This window comes from Shewanella sp. SG41-4 (assembly GCF_014164505.1).
GTDB lineage: Bacteria > Pseudomonadota > Gammaproteobacteria > Enterobacterales > Shewanellaceae > Shewanella.
In genome coordinates this window covers 1-20,328 of the sequence record NZ_JACJFI010000052.1, presented here as the reverse complement: position 1 = coordinate 20,328, position 20,328 = coordinate 1, and the positions used below count along the sequence as shown (strand labels likewise).

The window sequence follows — 20,328 nt, the reverse complement described above, 5'->3', positions numbered from 1 at the left end:
TAAAGATAACGCAGCTAGTGGAATAAAGCACTTACTTTTATGCTTAAAAATCAAGCTAATTCTTTGTTGACACAAAAAAAATAGCCTATAAGCTCTAGCAGCGAGAAGGTTTATTTATTATATATTTACAAAAGGATTTGCTATGTTTTCCCAACGTTCATCTATTAGTATTACACCTCATATTCCTCTAGATTTGATTGCCCCTCACAATGCTTGGAGGCATGTTTATGCATAATAAATGTATCGCTTTTGTACTGTTTGGTATTGTGGCAATAACAAGTTGTTTTGCGAATGCTGCAGGCATAACACCTTTAGGTAATCACTTAAAGGGGGCTCTTTATTCTGAAGTATCGAACCAAACGGTTAAGCCGCAGTTTCCTGCGTTATATATCTATGATGTAAAGACGGAGCAGTTTCTTAGTAAACAAGACGCAGAATCTTATCTCAGCACATTAAACGATCAACCACTATGGACTGAGGTGATGCAGCAATGGGTTAAAGATAGCAGTCACTTTAGCACGACAAATAAAGCGTTTAAGCAAGCTGTTCCAACACTAGATTTTACGCAGGAATACATTGTTTTTTTCGATAACTTACCGGAACCCATGTTAGAACAGTTTGCTGCAATGGATCCTAATTTGGTGGCGAGAGACAGCTTAGTTAAATCGGTTTTGGCTCAATTAGATAATGCAAATAGCTACACTACCTATTAAACGTTAACGTGGTTTACCTGTTATTAACCGCGTTTTATGCAATTTCATATTCGGTTTGAGCTAACGTCGATATCGTTGATTAATCCCGATGTCATCAGGATTGGCCTCCATCATAAAAGATAACGTCAATTGCTGTTTGCTAGGCTGATAAACAATGCTCGAAATGGCGCTTAATAAGCTTGATGTTTGTTGTGGATGGCTATTAAACATGGGCTCAATGATCAGCTGCTTTTGTTGCAGTACAAATCGCCCCCATTGTAGATGGGTGAAGTGCTCATTAGCTTGTGGGTCTTGGTGTAGGTTAATCTTCACCATGGCGTAATAGCCATTATCGAACAGCACCAAGCTACTCAGTGCCGGGCTCGACAACTGATGCCAGACACCATAGACCGATTGGTTGGTCGTGAGGTTATAGTGATGTTGTTCATCAGCAATGCTGTCGGCATTGGTATCTATGGTTAAGGCGAGTTGTAACGACTGTGATGCCAGCGTCATGTTTAATTGCGGATGCTCGAATTGATATGCGGCTAATCCTTGTTGGGCATTATTGCTGTAGCTGGGGATAAAGTTCGCAGTTGTTGATTGCAGAACCAAGCGACCCCATTCCGCCACGCTATCTTGTGGTGTGGTTAAGTTAAGTTCTAGGTGTAAGTAGCTGCTATTACGATTTAACTGTAACAGGGTGATGTGTTCAGGGGTGTTGATTATCCAATCATCGAAGATGTTGTTATTGGTACTCGGTTGCGTAGCGGCATGCAGTGGATTTGCCTGCAATACACTGCAAGCCATCATTAGCAAGATGAGGTTAACAGGGTTTAGTGACTGGATATGAGGCTTAATTCCCTTAAATACGGTAAACATAAGATCCCTTTATGTTTGATGATGCGGTTAAAAACGAATAATAGAACTGCATGCGGTAATTTTAATCAGTCTTAAATATTAGTCTTTAATGCGGATTTATCAAATAAAAAAGCCCGCAGCATAATGCCGCGGGCTTGAAGCCTTTATTGAGATTAGCCTTTTATTGAACTTAGTCACTTATGGCACCAATGTAAGTAAAGGCGCTTAGGTTACTACTTGAAAGTCCAATGCCATGGTCACGCTTAATGCGGTAATGGTAATAATGGAAAATCCAAATACTTGCCTAGCCCAAGACTGTAAGTTGATGTCGCGACGATAACCTTTTAACGCCATGGCTAACCACCATAAACTGGTGGCAAAGGTTACAGCCATAAAGGCAATACCTGTATAACCCGCAAGCGGTAATAGTGCGCTAACCAATGCAAACACGGCAATGTAGAGCACTATATGCAGTTTTGCTTTGGCCATACCTTCAGCAACAGGTAACACCGGAATGTTGGCTGCGGCATAGTCATCAAAGCGAAATATTGCAATTGCATACGAGTGTGGCATTTGCCATAAACTGAACATCAGTAGCAAAATAATTGCACCTGTGTCCATTTGTCCACTGACCGCACAATAGCCTACAACTGGTGGCACAGCACCTGAGAAACTACCCACTAAGGTGCCGTAAACCGAGTTGCGCTTCATGTATAGACTGTACACGCCGACATAAACCACATAACCGATAGCGGCAAATAATACCGCTAAATTGTTAGTGAATATCACTAGCATGGTAAAGCCAATAATCCCCAGACCAATGCCAAAGCTCAATACCGCTTGTACCGATATTTCACCGGTAACGGTAACTCGGTTACGAGTACGCTGCATTTTGGCGTCGATATCGCGATCAATACAATTATTGACAGCGCAACCAGACGCCACCACTAAAGAGAGCCCTATCATGGTTGCAAACATCAAGGTCCAATCTACGTTACCTTGTGCGGCGAGTAAAAACCCGCCGGCGACGGAAATTAAATTGCCCATGATGATGCCAGGTTTAGTTACCTGAACATATCCTCGTAAGCGTGATGTTAATTGTGCTGACATAGATTGACCTTGATTATTCATGATAGCTGTCTAATTACATCATCAATTCGTTAGCTGCGTAGATAATCCACACAGATAAACCCACTACCATGACAATAATCAGTGCAGTGAATAAGAAAGAGAATGTATTGATCCTGCCTTCTTTAGAAAAATCTAAATGAAGGAAGTACTTTAAGTGCACCACGATTTGTACTATTGCCGCAGCAACCACAATCCATAAGGTGGTTGTATGGTCAAAGCTGTGAGTCATCACCGACCAAAATGGAATACCGGTTAAGATCACCGATAACACAAAGCCGACTAAATATGACTTAACACTGGCGCCAAAGTCGCCCTCGCTTGAATGTGCATTGCTCATCACAAGACTCCTAACAAATAAACAACGGTAAACACACACACCCACACGATGTCTAAGAAATGCCAGAATAAACTTAAGCAACTTAGGCGAGTGATACTACGATTATTTAAACCGCACTTGATAACTTCGACCATCATGATCAGCATCCAAATTAAGCCCGCGGTAACATGCAAACCATGCATGCCGACTAAGGCAAAAAATGCTGATAAAAAGGCGCTGCGATCTGGGCCATTGCCGTGTTCAATCAGATGATGGAACTCGTACACTTCCATCGTGATAAACACACAACCTAACGCGAAGGTGATTAACAACCACGCTAATGTCGCCGCTTTCTTTTGGTGTCTAGCGCAAATCATGGCAAAGCCATAAGTAATACTACTGACTAGTAAGGCGGCGGTTTCGATAAGCACGAAGTCTAATTCGAAAATATCTTTGCCCGACACCCCACCATCTGTGTTCATGAATAACACTGCATAAGTCGCAAAAACGGATGCGAACAAAATACAGTCGGTCATTAGATAAATCCAAAAACCGAATAAGGTGTTACCACTGGTATCGTGGTGTTCATCATGGTGCTCAGCAGAATGAGCGTCGTGTAAATCTGCTTTAATAGCAATACTCATTATCTGCCCCTCGCTACGTTATCTATATGTGCATTTTCAATACGCGCGATTTCGTCTGGCTGCACGTAGTAGTCAACATCATTGTCGTAAGCACGCACTAAGAACAATACAAACGCACCTGCAAATCCAACAATGGCTAACCACCAAATATGCCAAATTGCGGCAAATCCCATTGCGGTAATCGCAGCGGCCATAAATATCCCACTGGCGGTATTTTTAGGCATATGAATCGGCTGGTATGTTTCACGACGTTGATAGGCAGTGCCTTTCTCTTTCATGTCGGTGAACGCATCAATGTCCGTTACAGGATCTAGCTGGGCATAGTTATAGAACTGTGGTGGTGAAGAGGTTGACCACTCAAGCGTATGGCCATTCCATGGATCGCCAGTAGTATCTAAGTTTTGCTCACGATCACGGAAGCTGACATACAATTGTACAAACTGTAAAATAATACCCACAAGGATGATAAACGCGCCGACCACGGCAAAGTAAAGCCAGAAGTTCCACGCTGGGTTATCTGTGTGGTTAATACGACGAGTCATGCCCATAAAACCAAGCACATATAACGGCATAAAGGCGATATAGAAGCCTATCTGCCAACACCAAAATGATGCCTTACCTAAACGTTCGTTGAGGTGGAAGCCCATCGCTTTAGGGAACCAGTAGGCAAAACCAGCCATGTAACCAAATACCGCACCACCAATAATGGTGTTATGGAAATGGGCGATTAAAAACAAGCTGTTATGTAGTACATAATCTGCGCCAGGTAATGCTAACAATACTCCGGTCATGCCGCCGATGGTGAAGGTCACCATAAAGCCTAAAGACCACAATACTGGCACGGTGAAACGTAAACGGCCGCGATAAATGGTAAATAACCAGTTAAACAGTTTTACCCCAGTCGGCACCGCAATCACCATGGTCATCACCCCGAAGAAGGCGTTAACGTTAGCGCTCGACCCCATAGTAAAGAAATGGTGTAACCACACAATAAAGCCAAGTACAGAAATCGCACCCGTTGCCCACACCATTGAGGTGTAACCAAATAAGCGCTTAGAGGTAAAGGTTGAAAACACTTCAGAGAAAATACCGAAAGCCGGTAATACCAAAATGTATACTTCAGGATGACCCCAAGCCCAAAACAGGTTGATGTACATCATGGCGTTACCGCCACCGTCATTGGTAAAGAAATGGAAATCTAAATAACGGTCTAAGGTTAATAAACCTAACACAGCGGTTAAAATTGGGAACGATGCAACGATTAACACGTTTGCCCAAGTACAGGCCCAAGTGAAAATTGGCATTTGCATTAGCTTTATGCCCGGAGCGCGCATTTTTAACACAGTGGCGATAAAGTTCACCCCGGTTAAGGTTGTCCCGATGCCGGATATTTGCAAGGCCCAGATGTAATAATCAACCCCCACCCCCGGACTGTATGCGAGTTCTGACAATGGTGGATAAGCTACCCAACCCGTTTTGGCAAATTCACCTAATCCAAGTGATATATTGATTAATATCGCCCCAGAGGTCGTTAGCCAAAAGCTTAAATTGTTTAAGAACGGGAACGCGACATCACGAGCACCAATTTGCAATGGTACGACCAAGTTCATTAGACCAATCATAAATGGCATCGCCATAAAGATAATCATGATCACGCCATGGGCAGTGAAGATTTGGTCGTAATGTTCAGGTGGTAAATACCCCGCAGCGCCATTGGTGGCAAGTGCTTGCTGAGTTCGCATCATAATCGCGTCAGAGAAACCACGGATCAGCATTACCATTGCTAACACGATATACATAATACCGAGTTTTTTATGGTCAACCGAGGTTAACCAGTCGTGCCACAGCACGCCCCATTTTTGATGCTTAGTGATTAAGGCCGCAACAATGATCGGGTTTGCTGCCCTCTGGCCTTTAAACACTATCAGATACTCGTGCAACTGGAACGTCATATGCGCTAACGTTATCGCCCAAGGTCGAGTGGTGATCTCGGGCGTTTCTGGTGGCGTGGGTTCTGCTGCTATTCAACTTGCCAAAGCCCACAGATACGTCAGGTGCGTACTCAATAACGTGATGAACTGCTACACTGTTTTTGGTTATTTTTGAATTTAAGATTATTTTTTATGCAGCGTCCACCACTACGTCAAGCCAAAACCATCGATAACGTTTTTAATAGTGCTTATTGGCACCTTGGCCAGCAAGACTTTACCATTAACGAAATTCGCACCAAGCTTGAGCGTAAAACCGACAATCAACAATGGATTGATACCGTACTCGCCAGACTCATCGAGGGCGGATATTTAAAAAGTGATTTTGACTTTGCGGTACGTTACTGCGAGTTAGCTTTTAGTAACGAAATAGGTATCGGTGCCATAAGACGTAAGTTACAACTTCGCGGTGTGAGTGCAACAGAGATTGATGCCGCGCTAGAACAGGTTATGCACGAGCAAAAAATAGATACTTTTAAGCTCGCTACCTCAAGGCTACTAGGCCGATTTGAGAATTTTTACGGCACCAGCAGAGAAAAAGTCTATGCTCAAATGACCGCAAAAGGATTTTCTCGATCTGAAATTGATCATGCATTATCGTTACATCCACAAGGTGAAACATTGCGCAGTAAATTGGCGATAAAAGCAGAAAAAGTCGATTTAACAACTGAAATAATTAAGCTGTTTAATAAAGGTAAAGGTAAAACACTCATTTTACAGGAACTCAAACAGCGATTGATTGATGTGAGTGATTTTGAAGAAACCTTGTATCAGTTAACCTTAACAGAAGATGTCGATTTTTATCAAAGCTGTAAAAATGAGCTGGCTAAAAAACGCTATAACTTATCTGATTATAAAGACAAGTCTAAAGCGTATGCGTTTCTATCTCGTAAAGGTTTTGCCAGTGATGAAATAAAAGAGGCCATGAGCCTAGATAATGATGCATCATAAAAATAGCTTCTAGAGAAGTGCTAAACATTTTAACAATAAGCTGTGAATAAATTTTATCGATTATTCTCATTTAAAATAAATATTATACTTACGTCATCATAGTCGTTATATCGCGTTAATGTGGTTGGCTACTATTCCTTGTTATTACTATTTGGGGCGGCAAATTATGTCGTTTAAACATAAGTTAGTGTCATTTATCGTTAGTTTGTCTCTGGGCACTTTGTTTTTTCTATTTTTATTCTTATGGATAGAAAAACAGATTGCCGTTGAGCAAGAGCAAGCTGCAACAACCCATTTGGCCTTAATGAGTACTATTAGCAAAGACATTCAACACACTCTTGAGCGATTAGATAGGCTTGATGATCCAGTGTGTAGTAGTGAAATGTTGCTGCATATGCGCCGTGAGAACTTCCTGTCTATCTTTATCAAAGATATAGGCTATTCAGATGAAAATGGTAAATTGCTGTGTACCGCAGGTTTAGGGATAATTGTTACAAAGAGTATGGAATCTGAGCCCGACTACATTAATAACTACGGTGCAAAAGTGTGGGTAAATAAAGCGTTAGAGCTTTTTGATAGGTTACATACCGCGGTTGTCATCAAGCATAACGCTTTCAATGTAGTGATTGAGCCTGCGGAGATCAATAAATTCAGTTCTATGGGATTCGATTGGGAAATTGTATTCAATAGAGCAAATCATTATCAACATGTGTCAGGCAGCAATAATCTATATGTCAAAGGTATCGTTGGCAGAGTGAACTTAACCCATGCCTATCAATTTCAACAATGTGATCCTGAATCATCTTACTGCGTTGCACTGAGCCTTAGTGCTGGCGAGTTTTATGAAAAAAACCGCCTGTTGATTGCTATCATTATTACGTCATCATTTTTTCTGACATTATTTTTATATTATTTTATATCATTTAAAATCAATGGTTTTATGTCAATAAGCGCTCGAGTTAAACGAGGCGTTAAATCAAACAAGTTTTTTCCTTTATTTCAACCGATAGTCAATATTCAAACCGGTAAGATCGTCGGCTGTGAAGTGCTGGCGCGATTTGAAGATAACGAAGGTAAAATATTTCCAGATGAATTTATTCCCAAAATTAGACAGCTGGGCCTGTCATGGGAGTTTACTGAGCAACTTGTTGAAAAATCGCTGCTGCGCCTAAGTGAAAGCGGTATTGATTTGAAGGGTTTTAAAGTCAATATTAATATTTTTCCTTCTGATGTTTCTAGCGGAAAAGTGTTAAAGATAATTGATCTGCCGTATGTGAATGATCATCCCATTAAGATTGTGCTTGAGATTGTAGAAGATGAACAGTTGACCGGTAAAGAGTTTGCAAACCACTTAGAGATCCTGGTGCAACATGGTTTTCTGATTGCAATCGATGATTTTGGCACTGGATATTCAAATTTAAACCAAGTGTCAAAATTGTCGTGTCATATTTTGAAAATCGATAGAAGCTTTATTAATGCCATGGAAGGAGGGTCCATCCGTTCATCATTAATACCTTATATTGTCCAAATGGCTAACGAACTACACATAGACGTTGTTGCTGAAGGTGTTGAAAACATCATGCAACATCAAGCACTTAAAAATTTAGGAATATTAAACGGGCAAGGATGGCTATACGGTAAGCCAATGAGTGCCGATGATCTTTGTCCAATAATTAAACACTTTAAGATTTAAGGTTTGGTTTTATTCTATTGGCCCAACCTTGGGTTGGAGATGAGTTCAGCAAGGCAAGTTAGCGAGATTTTACCTATTCATATAAATAGGTTTTACTCTCGCCAACTCTGTTTGGCGTTAGTCTTTTGGACTCTTAGCGCTGGCTGTTGGTGGCGTTATTGATGAGGCTTCGCGAGATGCAAGGGATCGAGTATCGCAGTGAGTTCATCTTCGCTCAGCTCGGTTTCTTCCAGTGCAATGTCTAATACCGATTTATGTTCTTTATCTGCTCGTTTGGCTATTTTCGCGGCCATATCGTAACCCACCACTGAATTGAGTGCGGTGGCAAGAATAGGATTTTTCTTCAACACTTGAGTCAAGTTGTCGCTATTGGGCGCAAAATCTGCAAATACCTTATCCGTCATGGATTGGCAGGCATGGGTTAATAAATCGATGCTGGAGAGTAACTTGTCTGCAATCAGTGGCAGCATGACATTTAATTGAAAATTACCCGATTGCGCCGCGATGGTTATGGTCGTTTCATTACCGATCACTTCAGCGGCAATCATGGCAACCGCCTCCGGAATAACCGGATTAACCTTACCGGGCATTATCGATGAACCAGGTTGCAGCGCGGTTACACTAATTTCTTGTAGTCCGGCGATAGGGCCTGAGTTCATCCAGCGTAAATCATTGGCAATTTTCATTAAGGTGATCGCCAATCCTTTGAGCGCCGAAGCCACGGCAAGAGTGTGATCTTGGCTACTCATATATAACGCAGGCATTACCGCTGCCTGCCAAGGGATTTTATCTTGCTGTTGTAAATAATCACAAGCGAGTTTGGCAAAACGCGGATCACAATTAACCCCAGTGCCAACCGCAGTGCCGCCCAAAGGTAAATGATGTAAGTTGAGCTCTGCTTGTTGGAGCTTCGCTTGAGCAGCATTGAGCTGTAGTCGCCAACATTGTAGTTCTTGCCCTAAGGTAATGGGCATAGCGTCCATTAAATGGGTGCGTCCAGTTTTGACCAAATTTGCATGCTCATCGGCCAAAAACGCTAATTTGTCACTTAAGCTATTAATGGCCGGATACAGTAGAGTCTTTAAATGCCGCACTGTACTAATGTGAATACCGGCAGGCACCACATCGTTGCTGCTTTGGCCCATATTGACATGATCGTTGGGGTGAACTTTATCCTGCAAAATGTCGCTGGCTAAGCTGGCAATCACTTCGTTAACATTCATATTGGAACTGGTGCCTGAACCGGTTTGGAACAGATCTAGTGGGAAATGGGTTGAAAAGTCGAGCTGTTTACTAGCGGTAATCGCTTGTTGGATCGCCGCCGCCATGGCGTTATCCAGCAAACCTAACTGACTATTAGCCTGTGCTGCCGCTGATTTTATGTCGAGTAGGGCAACGATTGCCGGTGTAGGAAAACGCCGCTTCGAAAACTGAAAGTTATCTCGTGCGCGTTGAGTTTGCGCCTGATAATAAACATCATCTGGCACCTGAACTTCTCCCATACTGTCATGCTCTATACGAATTTTACTCATAAGGTGTTTCGACTCAATTTGTGATTGGGATATGTTTAGTGTGTTCACCAAGCTTAGCAGCAAGTGCCAGTAAACGTTTATAGGGGGATCAGTATTGAACCATTCTATGCAGTTATTGAAACAGATTGAAAGTAATGACAAAACTTTCCGGTATTACAGCTTTGATCGACTAGCTGAACACTACGATTTATCCCGCTTACCCTTTGCGGAAAAGATATTATTAGAAAATCTATAGCGTTATGAACATTCGGAATGTGTTCTGCCAGGAGATATTGAGTTGGGGCGTGGGCATTCTCAAGGTAAACAAATGAATCTGCAACATTACTTAACGGTCGGATCTATTTGCTTCAGATAACTGCTCTTGCACGTATGGGTGATGTTTTTGGTAACATTATTCAATGTTATTTGCCCAATTTATTATCCTCAGTCGAATTTTTGTCGCTATTTTTTTGAACTTCAGGGTACAACCAGTTAAAAATTTGAGCAAAAAAATAATAAAGCGCTGTCATTAGGGCGGCATAAATACCGATATCAACAATACCCGGTAAGTCCGATAAACCAGTGAAGCTATCTTCCAAAGAATATTGCAGAAAACCGGCTACTGCGCTGGAGCAAATTAGCGTTAAGTAAAGAGATAGTGTGCTAGTCGTATTCCATTTACTCATACGCGTCCTTTAGTTCATGTTGGCTAATTCTCAAGGGATCGGTGAGGAAAATCTATTGAGGTTATTTATCCTGATTTTTTTAGTCTGTAATGTAAAGTGTTGCATGCTCTAAGCATACTCGTTGAGTTCAAATTAGAGGTGGTACAGCGATGACTCTTGGAGAGAGACAGGGGCAACAGGGCGGTTATGGGTGGCGAATAGCGAGTCAAACAAGTGTTAACGCGCATGGTTTTATTGTCTACAACCAGCATGAATTCAAGCATAAAAAAAGAGGTGCTTTGCACCTCTTAATCGTGTTATTTCATATTCATTCACAGCAGGTAAGTGGCTGGTTATGAATGACATATTAGTAACATATTACGCCAGTTTTAAGTCGTACTGGTTACGGTACATCACCATGTCTTCGATCGTCAGTACTGGCATATTATGTTTGCGGCCAAAAGCGACAATTTCTGGCGCTTTAGCCATGCTGCCATCTTCGTTGGTCAATTCGCACAACACACCAGCGGGCATTAAGCCTGCCATTTGCATTAAGTCGACAGTGCCTTCGGTATGACCTCGGCGAGACATGACTCCGCCAGCGCGAGCACGTAATGGGAATACGTGTCCAGGATGGGCCAAATCTGATGCCTTAGCATCGCGGTTTGCCGCCGTTTTAATGGTGGTCACGCGATCTTGAGCGGACACGCCAGTAGTAACGCCATGCTTTGCTTCAATAGAGATGGTAAACGCAGTTTGGTTGGCGCTGTTGTTATTAATTACCATTGGTGGCAATTGTAACTTGTTGGCGTGTTCGTCGGTTAAGCATAAACACACAATGCCGCTGCATTCGCGGATCATTAATGCCATTTGGGCTGTGGTTAAATGCTCGACAGAATAAATAATGTCGCCTTCATTTTCACGATCTTCATCGTCTAGTAATAATACGCCTCGGCCTTCTCTTAGCGCGGCTAGTGCGAGTTCTACACGGGTGATTGGATCGCCAAATTCGGCAAGTAGTGATAACTGATTCATGGTTGTACTCCTAAAATGACCAGAATCAGGGCTTATAAAGAGGGATATAAATCCAAAACAAATTGCATCAACAAGCCGAGGCTAATTGATGTATCTCTATTCTCTCTCATCCGGACTGTAACCGTCGGCTCTGGACTGTTAGGCATTACTTATTTAATAGTAATGTCCTATGTCACCAGATCTGCTGACCTCGACGAATCGAGCGCTCGCGGGCTCACTTTTTCAAGTTTACCGCCGGTGGGGAATTGCGCCCCGCCCTGAGAATTAAAAACAATGTGTTTGCGCTGATGTGGCGTTAATCGATAACTCGATTAGCGCATTATCGTGTATGAATTAACGTAAAAGTCACTTAATTCACTGCCAATACAATCAAAACGCCTCGCTATGGTAATCAGTTAAGCCGCAGATGAAAAGGGGGATAAGTCTCAAAAAGAGTAACAAATAAAACGAAATGCCAATTCTGTGCTACCAATTGATGTTAAACCCGCTTGCTCACTGGTATGACCTTTGTTAGCCTGTCGCGCTGACATTAGGAGTAACCTTGCATGAATCTGTATTTTCGTTTTATTTTATTGTTTTTATGGCGAATAGGTCGTTGTAAAAGTATTGGTTTTTTAGGCACTAGTCGAATTGATTATCGTGTTTTACCGTTAGATTGCGACATCAATATGCATTTAACTAACTCGCGTTATCCTGCTTTTATGGATTTAGCGCGCACCTATTTGATTGCCGAAATGGGCTTGATGAAGCAGTTTCTAAAAAACAAATGGTTACCGATAGTGAATGCGGCAGAGTTTACTTATATCCGCGATATTAAGCCGTTTGAAAAGTTTACCATTGAAACTAAAATCGTTGGTTGGGACGAAAAATACTTTTATATTGAGCATCGTATGGTTACCGCCCGTGGTTTACATTGCATTGCGCATGTTCGTGGTGTGTTTGTATGTCGAGGTAAACAAGTGCCTATTGAAACCTTAATTGCTGCAGCCGGTTACACAGGCGACACACCTGAAATGCCTGCTGAAGTGGTTAAATGGAAACAGTTTTTACAACTTAAAAAAGAACGTAATATATAGCGTTAGTTGATTTTTGGTATCAATGTTAATTTTTTAAAGATCAACAAGCCTTTATCTGTCGTATTGGCAGATTATCGATTGGGTTAAAGGAGCTACGCGGTGGCATTAGAAAAGTTCAGTGATATTTGGGCGCGAGCATGTGAGCGCAAAGGCGGACCTGCGGCAGTTAAGTCATTGCTACCTGACACTCTCGATGCCGATGAAATCAGCGAATATACTGATGCGCAGTTATTGTCTGTAATGAGTAAACGCGTATTTCAAAGCGGTTTTGTTTGGCGGATTGTTGAGAATAAATGGTCTGCTTATGAAAAAGCCTTTTTTGACTTCGAACCAATGAAAGTGCTGATGCTGTCACCTGATCAAATTCAACAGCGAGCAACCGACCCAGCACTTATTCGGCATCAAAAGAAAACTCAGGCGATTGTTGATAATGCTTATATGATCCAGCAGATTAATGCTGAACACGGTAGTTTTTCTGAGCTTATTGCGAATTGGCCAAGCGAAGATATTACTGGTTTGTGGCAAGTGCTTAAAAAGCGCGGCACTCGTTTAGGTGGCAATACCGGGCCTTATTTTTTACGTGCCATTGGTAAAGATACCTTCTTGCTAAGCCAAGATGTGCAGTCATATTTGACAGGTCATAACGTTGTTGATGCTGGCTTTACTTCGAAAACAGCTTTACGCCAAACCCAAGCTGCGTTCAATCATTGGCAACAAGAATCTGGCATGAGTTTAGCGCATATCAGCCGTGTTATTTCCTTTGGTGTCGGCGATAACCGCGTGTAGCGTGGTAAATAATTTACTTATGCCTGATAACGACATAAAAACATAGTGACAATGTTTGCCGCAATTTCATCTTTTTGTTGTTCGTTTAATGGCTCCTCGACTTGAAATATTAAAGGCCAAAAACATTGGCCCTTGATCAAGCTTTGCACTTCTGTTTGAGCTTGTTCAACTTTCGTCACCGTTAAGCGTCCATCCAGCGTTGCCGCTTTTATCCAGCGCAAAATAGCCGTTTCTTCTTTAATAACCTTTTGCAATTCTTGCTGCATTTCAGTGGTATAAAAAAGATGACCAATTACCATTCGTGATACTTCAATGTGCTCTTCTGATTGAATGTAATCCATATCAAAACGCACCAACTGTTGCAATTGTTCAGCCAAAGGTTGATGTGAGTTATATACCACAGAGGGTTGAGATAATGCTTGTTGCCATAAATCAGTCATCAAGGTCATCACCAAAGCTTCTTTGGTGGCAAAGTGGTTATACACTGTTCGCTTAGACACTCCAGCCACTTCGGCTAATTTATCCATACTGGTTGCCGCAACCCCTAATTGTTTAAAGGTTGTTCTGGCTGCTTCAATAATCGCGGCACGTTTAATCTGGCTGCGTGTTTGCTTTTCTGTGTTCATTGGTTTCATCTAATCAATCTTATTGTAATATTTTACACTGAGTAGTTTACTTTTCAACAAGGGATTATTAAACTACACCGTGTAGTTTACTTTTGGAAGTGATAGATGAAAATATTAATGAGTCTTTTAGCCGTGCTTGGTGTATTGATTGCCATTATTGTGATCAGTAAATATTGGTCGGCATCGCGCGGAGATAAAGCACAAATATTCAATAATACCGAAAAAGTCTATCAAGCGGGTATTAGCAGCTTATGGCCCATAGCCAAAGCTTATGGGTCGACAACGCGTAAAGCGCCCATTCCCCAAGGCGCGATTCCATTAGTAGCATTGACCCCAGAGATATTGGCTCAATCGACACAAGATACCGTTTATCGTTTAGGGCATTCAACGTTATTGATACGTCTTGATGGCGAATATTTATTAATTGATCCGGTCTTTAGCGAGCGAGCATCACCGGTGCAGTGGGCAGGACCGAAACGTTTTCATCAATCGCCAATCAGTATTGCCGATTTACCGGCAATAAAAGCGGTGATCATTAGCCATGATCATTACGATCATCTTGATAGAGCAGCCATTGAGCAATTGGCTGCCAAGGTGCAACATTTTATTACGCCACTTAAAGTAGGTGAGTACTTAACGGCTTGGGGCGTTGACCCTATTCAAGTGACTGAACTGGAATGGTGGCAGTCTGTTGAATTAAATGGCTTGAGCCTTACCGCGACACCAGCGCAACATTTTTCAGGTCGTGGCTTGCTTGATCGTAACCAAACCTTATGGGCTAGTTGGGTTATTCAAGGTTTGCAGCACAAGATATTTTTTAGCGGAGACAGTGGCTATTTTGATGGCTTTAAAGAAATTGGTGAGCGTTATGGGCCATTTGATCTCAGCATGATTGAAACGGGTGCCTATAATGAATTGTGGAGTGATATTCATATGTTGCCAGAGCAAAGCCTACAGGCGCATATTGATGTTCAAGCAAAGGCAATGATGCCAGTACACAATGGTACATTCGATTTAGCGTTACATGATTGGTTTGAGCCTTTTGAACGTATTAACCAGTTAGCCAAACAGCAAAATGTCACCTTGCTAACGCCAAAGTTTGGTCAAGCGGTAATGTTAGCTAATCCACAAGCTAGCGAGTTGTGGTGGCGTGCCATTATGCTTGATCCACAAAATACAGATGAATTAAATCAAGTTGTCATCAACAACAACTAAGTTAATATATTAATGGTAAACATAGACATGGATAGTTGAGGCGTTAATTAACTTTACCAGCATGTTACCAAATAGTGTTTTTAATGAATCAATAGGTAATCTTTGTTTGATTACCCGCATAATAATTACAGCTTGGTAACATTTTAAATATATATAACTGAAGCTTATTATTTATTTACACTTTATTCGTATTAGTTCGGTTGTTTGAATTTTATGCCTATGCGATAAAGTACACAGAAAATTTAACAGGTTAATTTTAGCTATTTTCAAATGAAATTCCTCAAGACCGAGGTGTCATATTGAAAATAAATTGGAGTAGGAGCACTCATGCACAAAGCATTGAAAGTCGCCGCAGTTATTTCTGCTGCATTATGGATTACCGCTTGTGGTCAAGGGGATGAAAATGCCCAGTCACAGCAACCGCGACCACCTACACCCGTTGGCGTGATGACAGTTGAAGCAATTTCGCAAGCGATTAAGGTTGAATTACCTGGTCGCAGTCGTGCCTTTTTAGAAGCCGAAGTGCGTCCACAAGTGTCAGGTATTATCACTAAGCGTGCGTTTACAGAAGGCACCGAAGTTAAACAAGGTCAATCTCTGTATCAAATTGATGCAGCCACTTATAAAGCGGCATTAGTGAGTGCAGAAGCCGATCTTGCTAGCGCAAATGCTGGATTAGCTTCAGCAAAAGCCAAGGCGGCGCGTTATGCAAAATTAGTTAAAACTAACGCCGTTAGCAAGCAAGACTTTGATGAAACAGAAGCCGCTTACAAAGAAGCTCAAGCTGCAGTGACTGTGGCAAAAGCTGCCATTAATACCGCCAATATTAACCTTGAATATACTGAGGTTAAAGCACCGATTTCTGGTCGTATTGGTAAGTCATCTGTTACTGCTGGCGCGTTAGTTACCGCTAATCAAAGTAATACCTTAGCGACAATTCAACAGCTCGATCCGATTAATATCGACATCGTTCAGTCAAGTGCACAATTATTGCGTTTAAAAGCCAATTTACGTTCAGGCCAGTTACTGAAAAGTGACAATGCTAAAGTGACCTTATTGCTTGAAGACGGCAGCACATATGATCAGCAAGGTACATTACAATTTGCTGAAGTTAATGTCGATGAAACTACTGGTTCCGTGACGTTACGTGCCGAGTTCCCTAATCCTGACGGTATATTATTACCTGGTATGTATGTGCGTGCGCTATTAAATGCTGGCCAAGACCCACAGGCTATTTTAGTGCCTCAACGTGCTATTACCCGTAATAGCAAAGGCCAAGCGGTTGCAATGATAGTAAACCAAGACAGTAATGTTGAAATGCGCGTGGTACAAACCGCTGAAGTGATTGGTCATCAATGGCGTATTGTCGATGGTTTGTCTGTTGGCGATAAATTAATTGTCGAAGGGTTACAAAAAATTCGCCCTGGTGCACCAGTATCTGCGCAGGTGTTAACGGCTGATCAACCACAAAAGTAGGGAATAATTATGGCTCGCTTTTTTATTGATCGCCCTATTTTTGCGTGGGTGATTGCATTATTAATTATGCTTGCAGGTGTGTTAGCCATTAAAGGCTTACCCATTGCGCAGTATCCAAGTATTGCCCCGCCAACCGTAGTGATCAGTGCTTTCTATCCTGGTGCTTCTGCCAAAACCATGGAAGACACAGTCACTCAGGTGATTGAGCAGCGCATGACTGGGCTTGATCACTTACGCTATATTTCATCGACCAGTGACAGTTTTGGTAATGCCACTATCACCTTAACATTCAATGCTGAGGCTGATCCTGATATTGCTCAAGTGCAAGTTCAGAATAAGCTGCAAGCTGCTACGCCATTATTACCTTCTGAGGTTCAGCAGCAAGGTGTCAAAGTTAACAAATCTAGCTCTGGATTTTTAATGGTGCTTGGCTTTGTGTCTGCAGATGGTTCAATGGGCAAAAGCGATATATCTGATTATGTTGCTGCCAACGTTCAAGACCCAATGAGCCGTGTACCTGGCGTGGGTGAGATCACGCTATTTGGTGCGCAGTATGCAATGCGTATTTGGTTAGACCCGTTTAAGTTAACTCAATACAAATTAACCAGTATTGATATCGTTGCGGCAATACGTGAGCAAAATGCCCAAATATCAGCAGGGCAATTAGGTGGTGCTCCGTCGGTTGCTGGCCAAGAACTTAACGCGACCGTATCAGCACAGAGCCGCTTGCAAACCCCAGAGCAATTTAAGCAAATTATTGTTAAATCTGACTCATCAGGTGCTAACGTTTATTTAGGCGATGTTGCTAGAGTTGAGTTAGGTGCAGAAAGCTACGCGGTTGACTCATATTACAATGGTAAGCCAGCGTCGGGCCTTGCATTCAAGCTGGCTACAGGCGCGAATGCGTTAGATACGGCAGAAGGAATTAAAGCCAAAGTTAATGAGATGAAAGAGTTTTTCCCTCAGGGACTTGAAGTCGTTTATCCCTATGATACAACGCCATTCGTAGAGCAATCGATTGAAGGTGTTGTGCACACATTGATTGAAGCCATTGTATTGGTCTTCTTGATTATGTATCTGTTCCTTCAAAACTTCAGAGCAACGCTTATTCCTACCATTGCGGTACCAGTAGTATTGTTAGGTACGTTTGCGGTGCTATCCGCTGCTGGTTTCACCATCAACACTTTAACCATGTTTGCCATGGTATTGGCCATTGGTTTGCTGGTGGACGATGCAATTGTGGTGGTGGAAAACGTCGAACGCGTGATGTCGGAAGAAGGCTTAAGTCCGCTGGAAGCGACCCGTAAATCGATGGACCAAATTACCAGTGCGTTAGTGGGTATTGGTTTGACCCTGTCAGCTGTATTTGTACCAATGGCATTTATGTCTGGGTCGACTGGTGTTATTTATCGTCAGTTCTCGATCACCATTGTATCGGCGATGGCCTTGTCGGTGTTTGTGGCAATTGTACTTACGCCAGCATTATGCGCCACCATGCTAAAGCCAGTTAAAAAAAGCCATACTCACGCTGATACCGGTTTCTTCGGTTGGTTTAACCGCAAGTTTGATGCAATGACCTCTCGTTATGAATCAAGTGTGGGAAGTATTTTAAAGCGCTCATTCCGCGTCATGTTGATCTACGTTGGCTTGGTTATCGCAGTGGCTTGGATTTTCTTACGCATGCCAACCGCATTTTTACCCGACGAAGACCAAGGTATCTTGTTCACTCAAGCTATTTTGCCAACCAACTCAACCCAAGAAAGCACGGTTAAGGTATTAAAAGATGTATCCGACTATTACCTGACCGAAGAAAAAGACCTGGTAAATTCAGTGTTTACTGTTGCGGGCTTTAGTTTTGCGGGTTCAGGTCAAAACATGGGTATTGCGTTTGTGAGCCTAAAAGATTGGTCCACACGTGAAGCGCCTGGTGAAGATGTTAAGTCGTTAGCGGGTCGAGCCATGGGCCGTTTTATGCAAATTAAAGAGGCGTTAGTGTTTGCTTTTGTGCCGCCATCAGTGATTGAACTGGGTACCGCAAATGGTTTTGACGTCTACTTAAAAGACTTAAATGGTCAAGGACATGACAAGTTAATTGAGGCGCGTAATCAATTATTAGGTATGGCTGCGCAAAACCCTAACCTTGTTGGGGTGCGTCCAAATGGCCAAGAAGATGCGCCCATCTATAAAATTAATGTTAATCACGCCAAATTACGTGCATTAGACATCGATATTAATAGTGTGAACAGTGTCTTGGGTACCGCCTGGGGTGGGTCGTATGTGAATGACTTTATCGACCGTGGCCGAGTTAAAAAAGTTTATATTCAGGGTGAGGCTAAATACCGTATGCAACCTGGCGACTTAGACTCTTGGTATGTGCGCAACAATAATGGTGAAATGGTGCCGTTTTCGGCCTTTGCATCAGGTTCCTGGGAGTTTGGTTCACCACAATTACAGCGTTTTAACGGTGTACCTGCGGTTAACATTCAGGGCGCTACCGCCCCGGGCTACAGTACCGGTGCTGCGATGGATGCACTTGAAGAAATGGCAGAGAAGCTTCCACCTGGCTATGGCTTAGAGTGGAATGGTTTGTCGTACGAAGAGCGTTTATCGGGTAACCAAGCACCTAGCTTATATGCCTTATCTATTTTAATTGTATTTTTAGTGTTGGCGGCATTGTATGAAAGCTGGTCGGTTCCATTATCGGTCGTCTTAGTCGTACCACTTGGGATTATAGGTGCATTGTTGGCAATGAGTGCTCGTGGTTTACCTAATGACGTATTTTTCCAAGTGGGCTTGTTAACCACGGTGGGCTTGGCGACTAAAAATGCCATTCTAATTGTCGAGTTTGCTAAGGAATACTACGAGAAAGGCTCTGGCTTAATTGAGGCAACCTTGCATGCTGTGAGAGTACGTTTACGCCCAATTCTGATGACCTCTTTAGCATTTGGTCTAGGTGTTGTGCCATTAGCGATTAGCTCAGGAGTAGGCTCTGGTAGCCAAAATGCCATTGGTACTGCGGTATTGGGCGGCATGATGACATCTACCTTCTTAGGTATCTTCTTTGTACCATTATTCTTTGTGGTAGTTGAACGCATTTTCAGTAAGCGTGAAAAACCCACTGAAGAGGAAGATGAAAAAGTCGATAACGATAGAAAAGATATTTAATTTTTTACATTATTGATTGTTGAAAGCCCAGTTTTACTGGGCTTTTTTGTGTCTATTGTTTCTGTATAGAGGCAGCTGCTAATAAATAGCGTTAATGGTGTTAAGTCAGCATTATTAAACGATATTTTGATTATTTGAGCAGGGAAAACTTTAAATGTGTTTAAAAAACACTCTTGTGAAAATGCTTTTAGGTAGTTGATAAAATTAAAGATTAAAATTTAAACTGTACAGTATTCAACCGTGTCAGTACTGTTGTTTGTGTTATAGTTAAGATCTCAATCAAAACGATTTTTTAACATCTATTCATACTTGGCTTACTCTTTTGTGGTTTCTTTTTAGCAAAGGTATCGCCGATAAAGATGAACTTTTGATTAAATAACCTGAGATCGGTTTAAGCCATAACAGAAATCGCATTGAAATCGACATCTGTGATATTGAGTTGTGGCTTACTTTCTTTGAGTTGATAAGCGATTAAACCACCAATCATATTCAACATA

At 42.1% G+C, this 20,328-nt stretch carries 17 protein-coding genes, 1 pseudogene and 1 riboswitch; of the genes and pseudogenes, 8 read left to right on the top strand and 10 right to left on the bottom strand.

The window, feature by feature from the left end; all coding sequences use genetic code 11:
• The first annotated feature begins 227 nt into the window (after positions 1-227).
• Positions 228-713 (top strand): hypothetical protein, encoded by a 486-nt coding sequence (locus H5202_RS07350; protein ID WP_182771505.1) that lies wholly within the window; start codon positions 228-230, stop codon positions 711-713.
• A 60-nt stretch (positions 714-773) separates the two neighbouring features.
• Here H5202_RS07350 and H5202_RS07345 read toward each other — a convergent pair whose 3' ends face one another.
• From H5202_RS07345 to cyoB, 5 genes are all read right to left on the bottom strand, one after another.
• Positions 774-1,574 carry a hypothetical protein gene (locus tag H5202_RS07345; protein WP_182771504.1) on the bottom strand — a complete coding sequence of 267 codons (801 nt, stop codon included), beginning with the start codon at positions 1,572-1,574 and terminating at the stop codon, positions 774-776.
• 204 nt (positions 1,575-1,778) lie between these two features.
• Entirely contained in the window at positions 1,779-2,684 is a 906-nt protein-coding gene (gene cyoE, locus H5202_RS07340) for a heme o synthase (RefSeq protein ID WP_182771503.1), read from the bottom strand.
• Between the two features lie 13 nt (positions 2,685-2,697).
• Positions 2,698-3,021, bottom strand: coding sequence for a cytochrome o ubiquinol oxidase subunit IV (gene cyoD / locus H5202_RS07335; protein ID WP_182771502.1), 324 nt, complete (start codon positions 3,019-3,021; stop codon positions 2,698-2,700).
• Positions 3,021-3,644 (bottom strand): cytochrome o ubiquinol oxidase subunit III, encoded by a 624-nt coding sequence (gene cyoC / locus H5202_RS07330; RefSeq protein ID WP_124018231.1) that lies wholly within the window; start codon positions 3,642-3,644, stop codon positions 3,021-3,023. The genes cyoD and cyoC overlap by 1 nt, the downstream gene beginning before the upstream one ends.
• The gene (gene cyoB, locus H5202_RS07325; RefSeq protein ID WP_182771501.1) at positions 3,644-5,596 is read right to left on the bottom strand and encodes a cytochrome o ubiquinol oxidase subunit I; all 1,953 of its coding nucleotides are present in this window, start codon (positions 5,594-5,596) and stop codon (positions 3,644-3,646) included. The genes cyoC and cyoB overlap by 1 nt, the downstream gene beginning before the upstream one ends.
• Positions 5,597-5,767: 171 nt before the next feature.
• Between cyoB and H5202_RS07320 the strand changes: the two genes are divergently transcribed.
• Positions 5,768-6,583, top strand: coding sequence for a RecX family transcriptional regulator (locus tag H5202_RS07320; RefSeq protein WP_182771500.1), 816 nt, complete (start codon positions 5,768-5,770; stop codon positions 6,581-6,583).
• Positions 6,584-6,749: 166 nt separating this feature from the next.
• Positions 6,750-8,276, top strand: coding sequence for an EAL domain-containing protein (locus H5202_RS07315; protein WP_182756030.1), 1,527 nt, complete (start codon positions 6,750-6,752; stop codon positions 8,274-8,276).
• Positions 8,277-8,431: 155 nt separating this feature from the next.
• Here H5202_RS07315 and H5202_RS07310 read toward each other — a convergent pair whose 3' ends face one another.
• The 3 genes from H5202_RS07310 to ribB form a co-directional block, all read right to left on the bottom strand.
• A complete protein-coding gene (locus H5202_RS07310) occupies positions 8,432-9,808 on the bottom strand; it encodes a lyase family protein (protein WP_182771499.1) in 1,377 nt (458 codons plus the stop codon).
• Positions 9,809-10,209: 401 nt separating this feature from the next.
• A complete protein-coding gene (locus tag H5202_RS07305; protein ID WP_182771498.1) occupies positions 10,210-10,473 on the bottom strand; it encodes a hypothetical protein in 264 nt (87 codons plus the stop codon).
• A gap of 357 nt (positions 10,474-10,830) precedes the next feature.
• Entirely contained in the window at positions 10,831-11,487 is a 657-nt protein-coding gene (gene ribB, locus H5202_RS07300; RefSeq protein ID WP_182771497.1) for a 3,4-dihydroxy-2-butanone-4-phosphate synthase, read from the bottom strand.
• A 94-nt stretch (positions 11,488-11,581) separates the two neighbouring features.
• Positions 11,582-11,756, bottom strand: a riboswitch (FMN riboswitch).
• Positions 11,757-12,032: 276 nt separating this feature from the next.
• Between ribB and H5202_RS07295 the strand changes: the two genes are divergently transcribed.
• Together H5202_RS07295 and H5202_RS07290 are read left to right on the top strand one after the other, a co-directional pair.
• Complete coding sequence (locus tag H5202_RS07295; RefSeq protein ID WP_182771496.1) at positions 12,033-12,563, top strand: thioesterase family protein; 531 nt, start codon at positions 12,033-12,035, stop codon at positions 12,561-12,563.
• Between the two features lie 99 nt (positions 12,564-12,662).
• Positions 12,663-13,349, top strand: coding sequence for a DNA-3-methyladenine glycosylase I (locus tag H5202_RS07290; protein ID WP_182771495.1), 687 nt, complete (start codon positions 12,663-12,665; stop codon positions 13,347-13,349).
• Between the two features lie 17 nt (positions 13,350-13,366).
• On the opposite strand, the gene H5202_RS07285 is transcribed toward H5202_RS07290, so the two are convergent.
• A complete protein-coding gene (locus tag H5202_RS07285) occupies positions 13,367-13,984 on the bottom strand; it encodes a TetR/AcrR family transcriptional regulator (protein WP_182771494.1) in 618 nt (205 codons plus the stop codon).
• A gap of 96 nt (positions 13,985-14,080) precedes the next feature.
• Between H5202_RS07285 and H5202_RS07280 the strand changes: the two genes are divergently transcribed.
• From H5202_RS07280 to H5202_RS07270, 3 genes are all read left to right on the top strand, one after another.
• Positions 14,081-15,190 (top strand): MBL fold metallo-hydrolase, encoded by a 1,110-nt coding sequence (locus H5202_RS07280; protein WP_182771493.1) that lies wholly within the window; start codon positions 14,081-14,083, stop codon positions 15,188-15,190.
• A gap of 327 nt (positions 15,191-15,517) precedes the next feature.
• On the top strand, positions 15,518-16,666 hold the full coding sequence (locus tag H5202_RS07275; RefSeq protein ID WP_182771492.1) for an efflux RND transporter periplasmic adaptor subunit: 1,149 nt from the start codon (positions 15,518-15,520) through the stop codon (positions 16,664-16,666).
• A gap of 9 nt (positions 16,667-16,675) precedes the next feature.
• Entirely contained in the window at positions 16,676-19,831 is a 3,156-nt protein-coding gene (locus H5202_RS07270; protein WP_182771491.1) for an efflux RND transporter permease subunit, read from the top strand.
• 391 nt (positions 19,832-20,222) lie between these two features.
• Here the strand turns inward: H5202_RS07270 and H5202_RS07265 are convergent.
• Positions 20,223-20,328 (bottom strand): annotated as a pseudogene (locus H5202_RS07265) (IS982 family transposase); the annotation flags it as partial.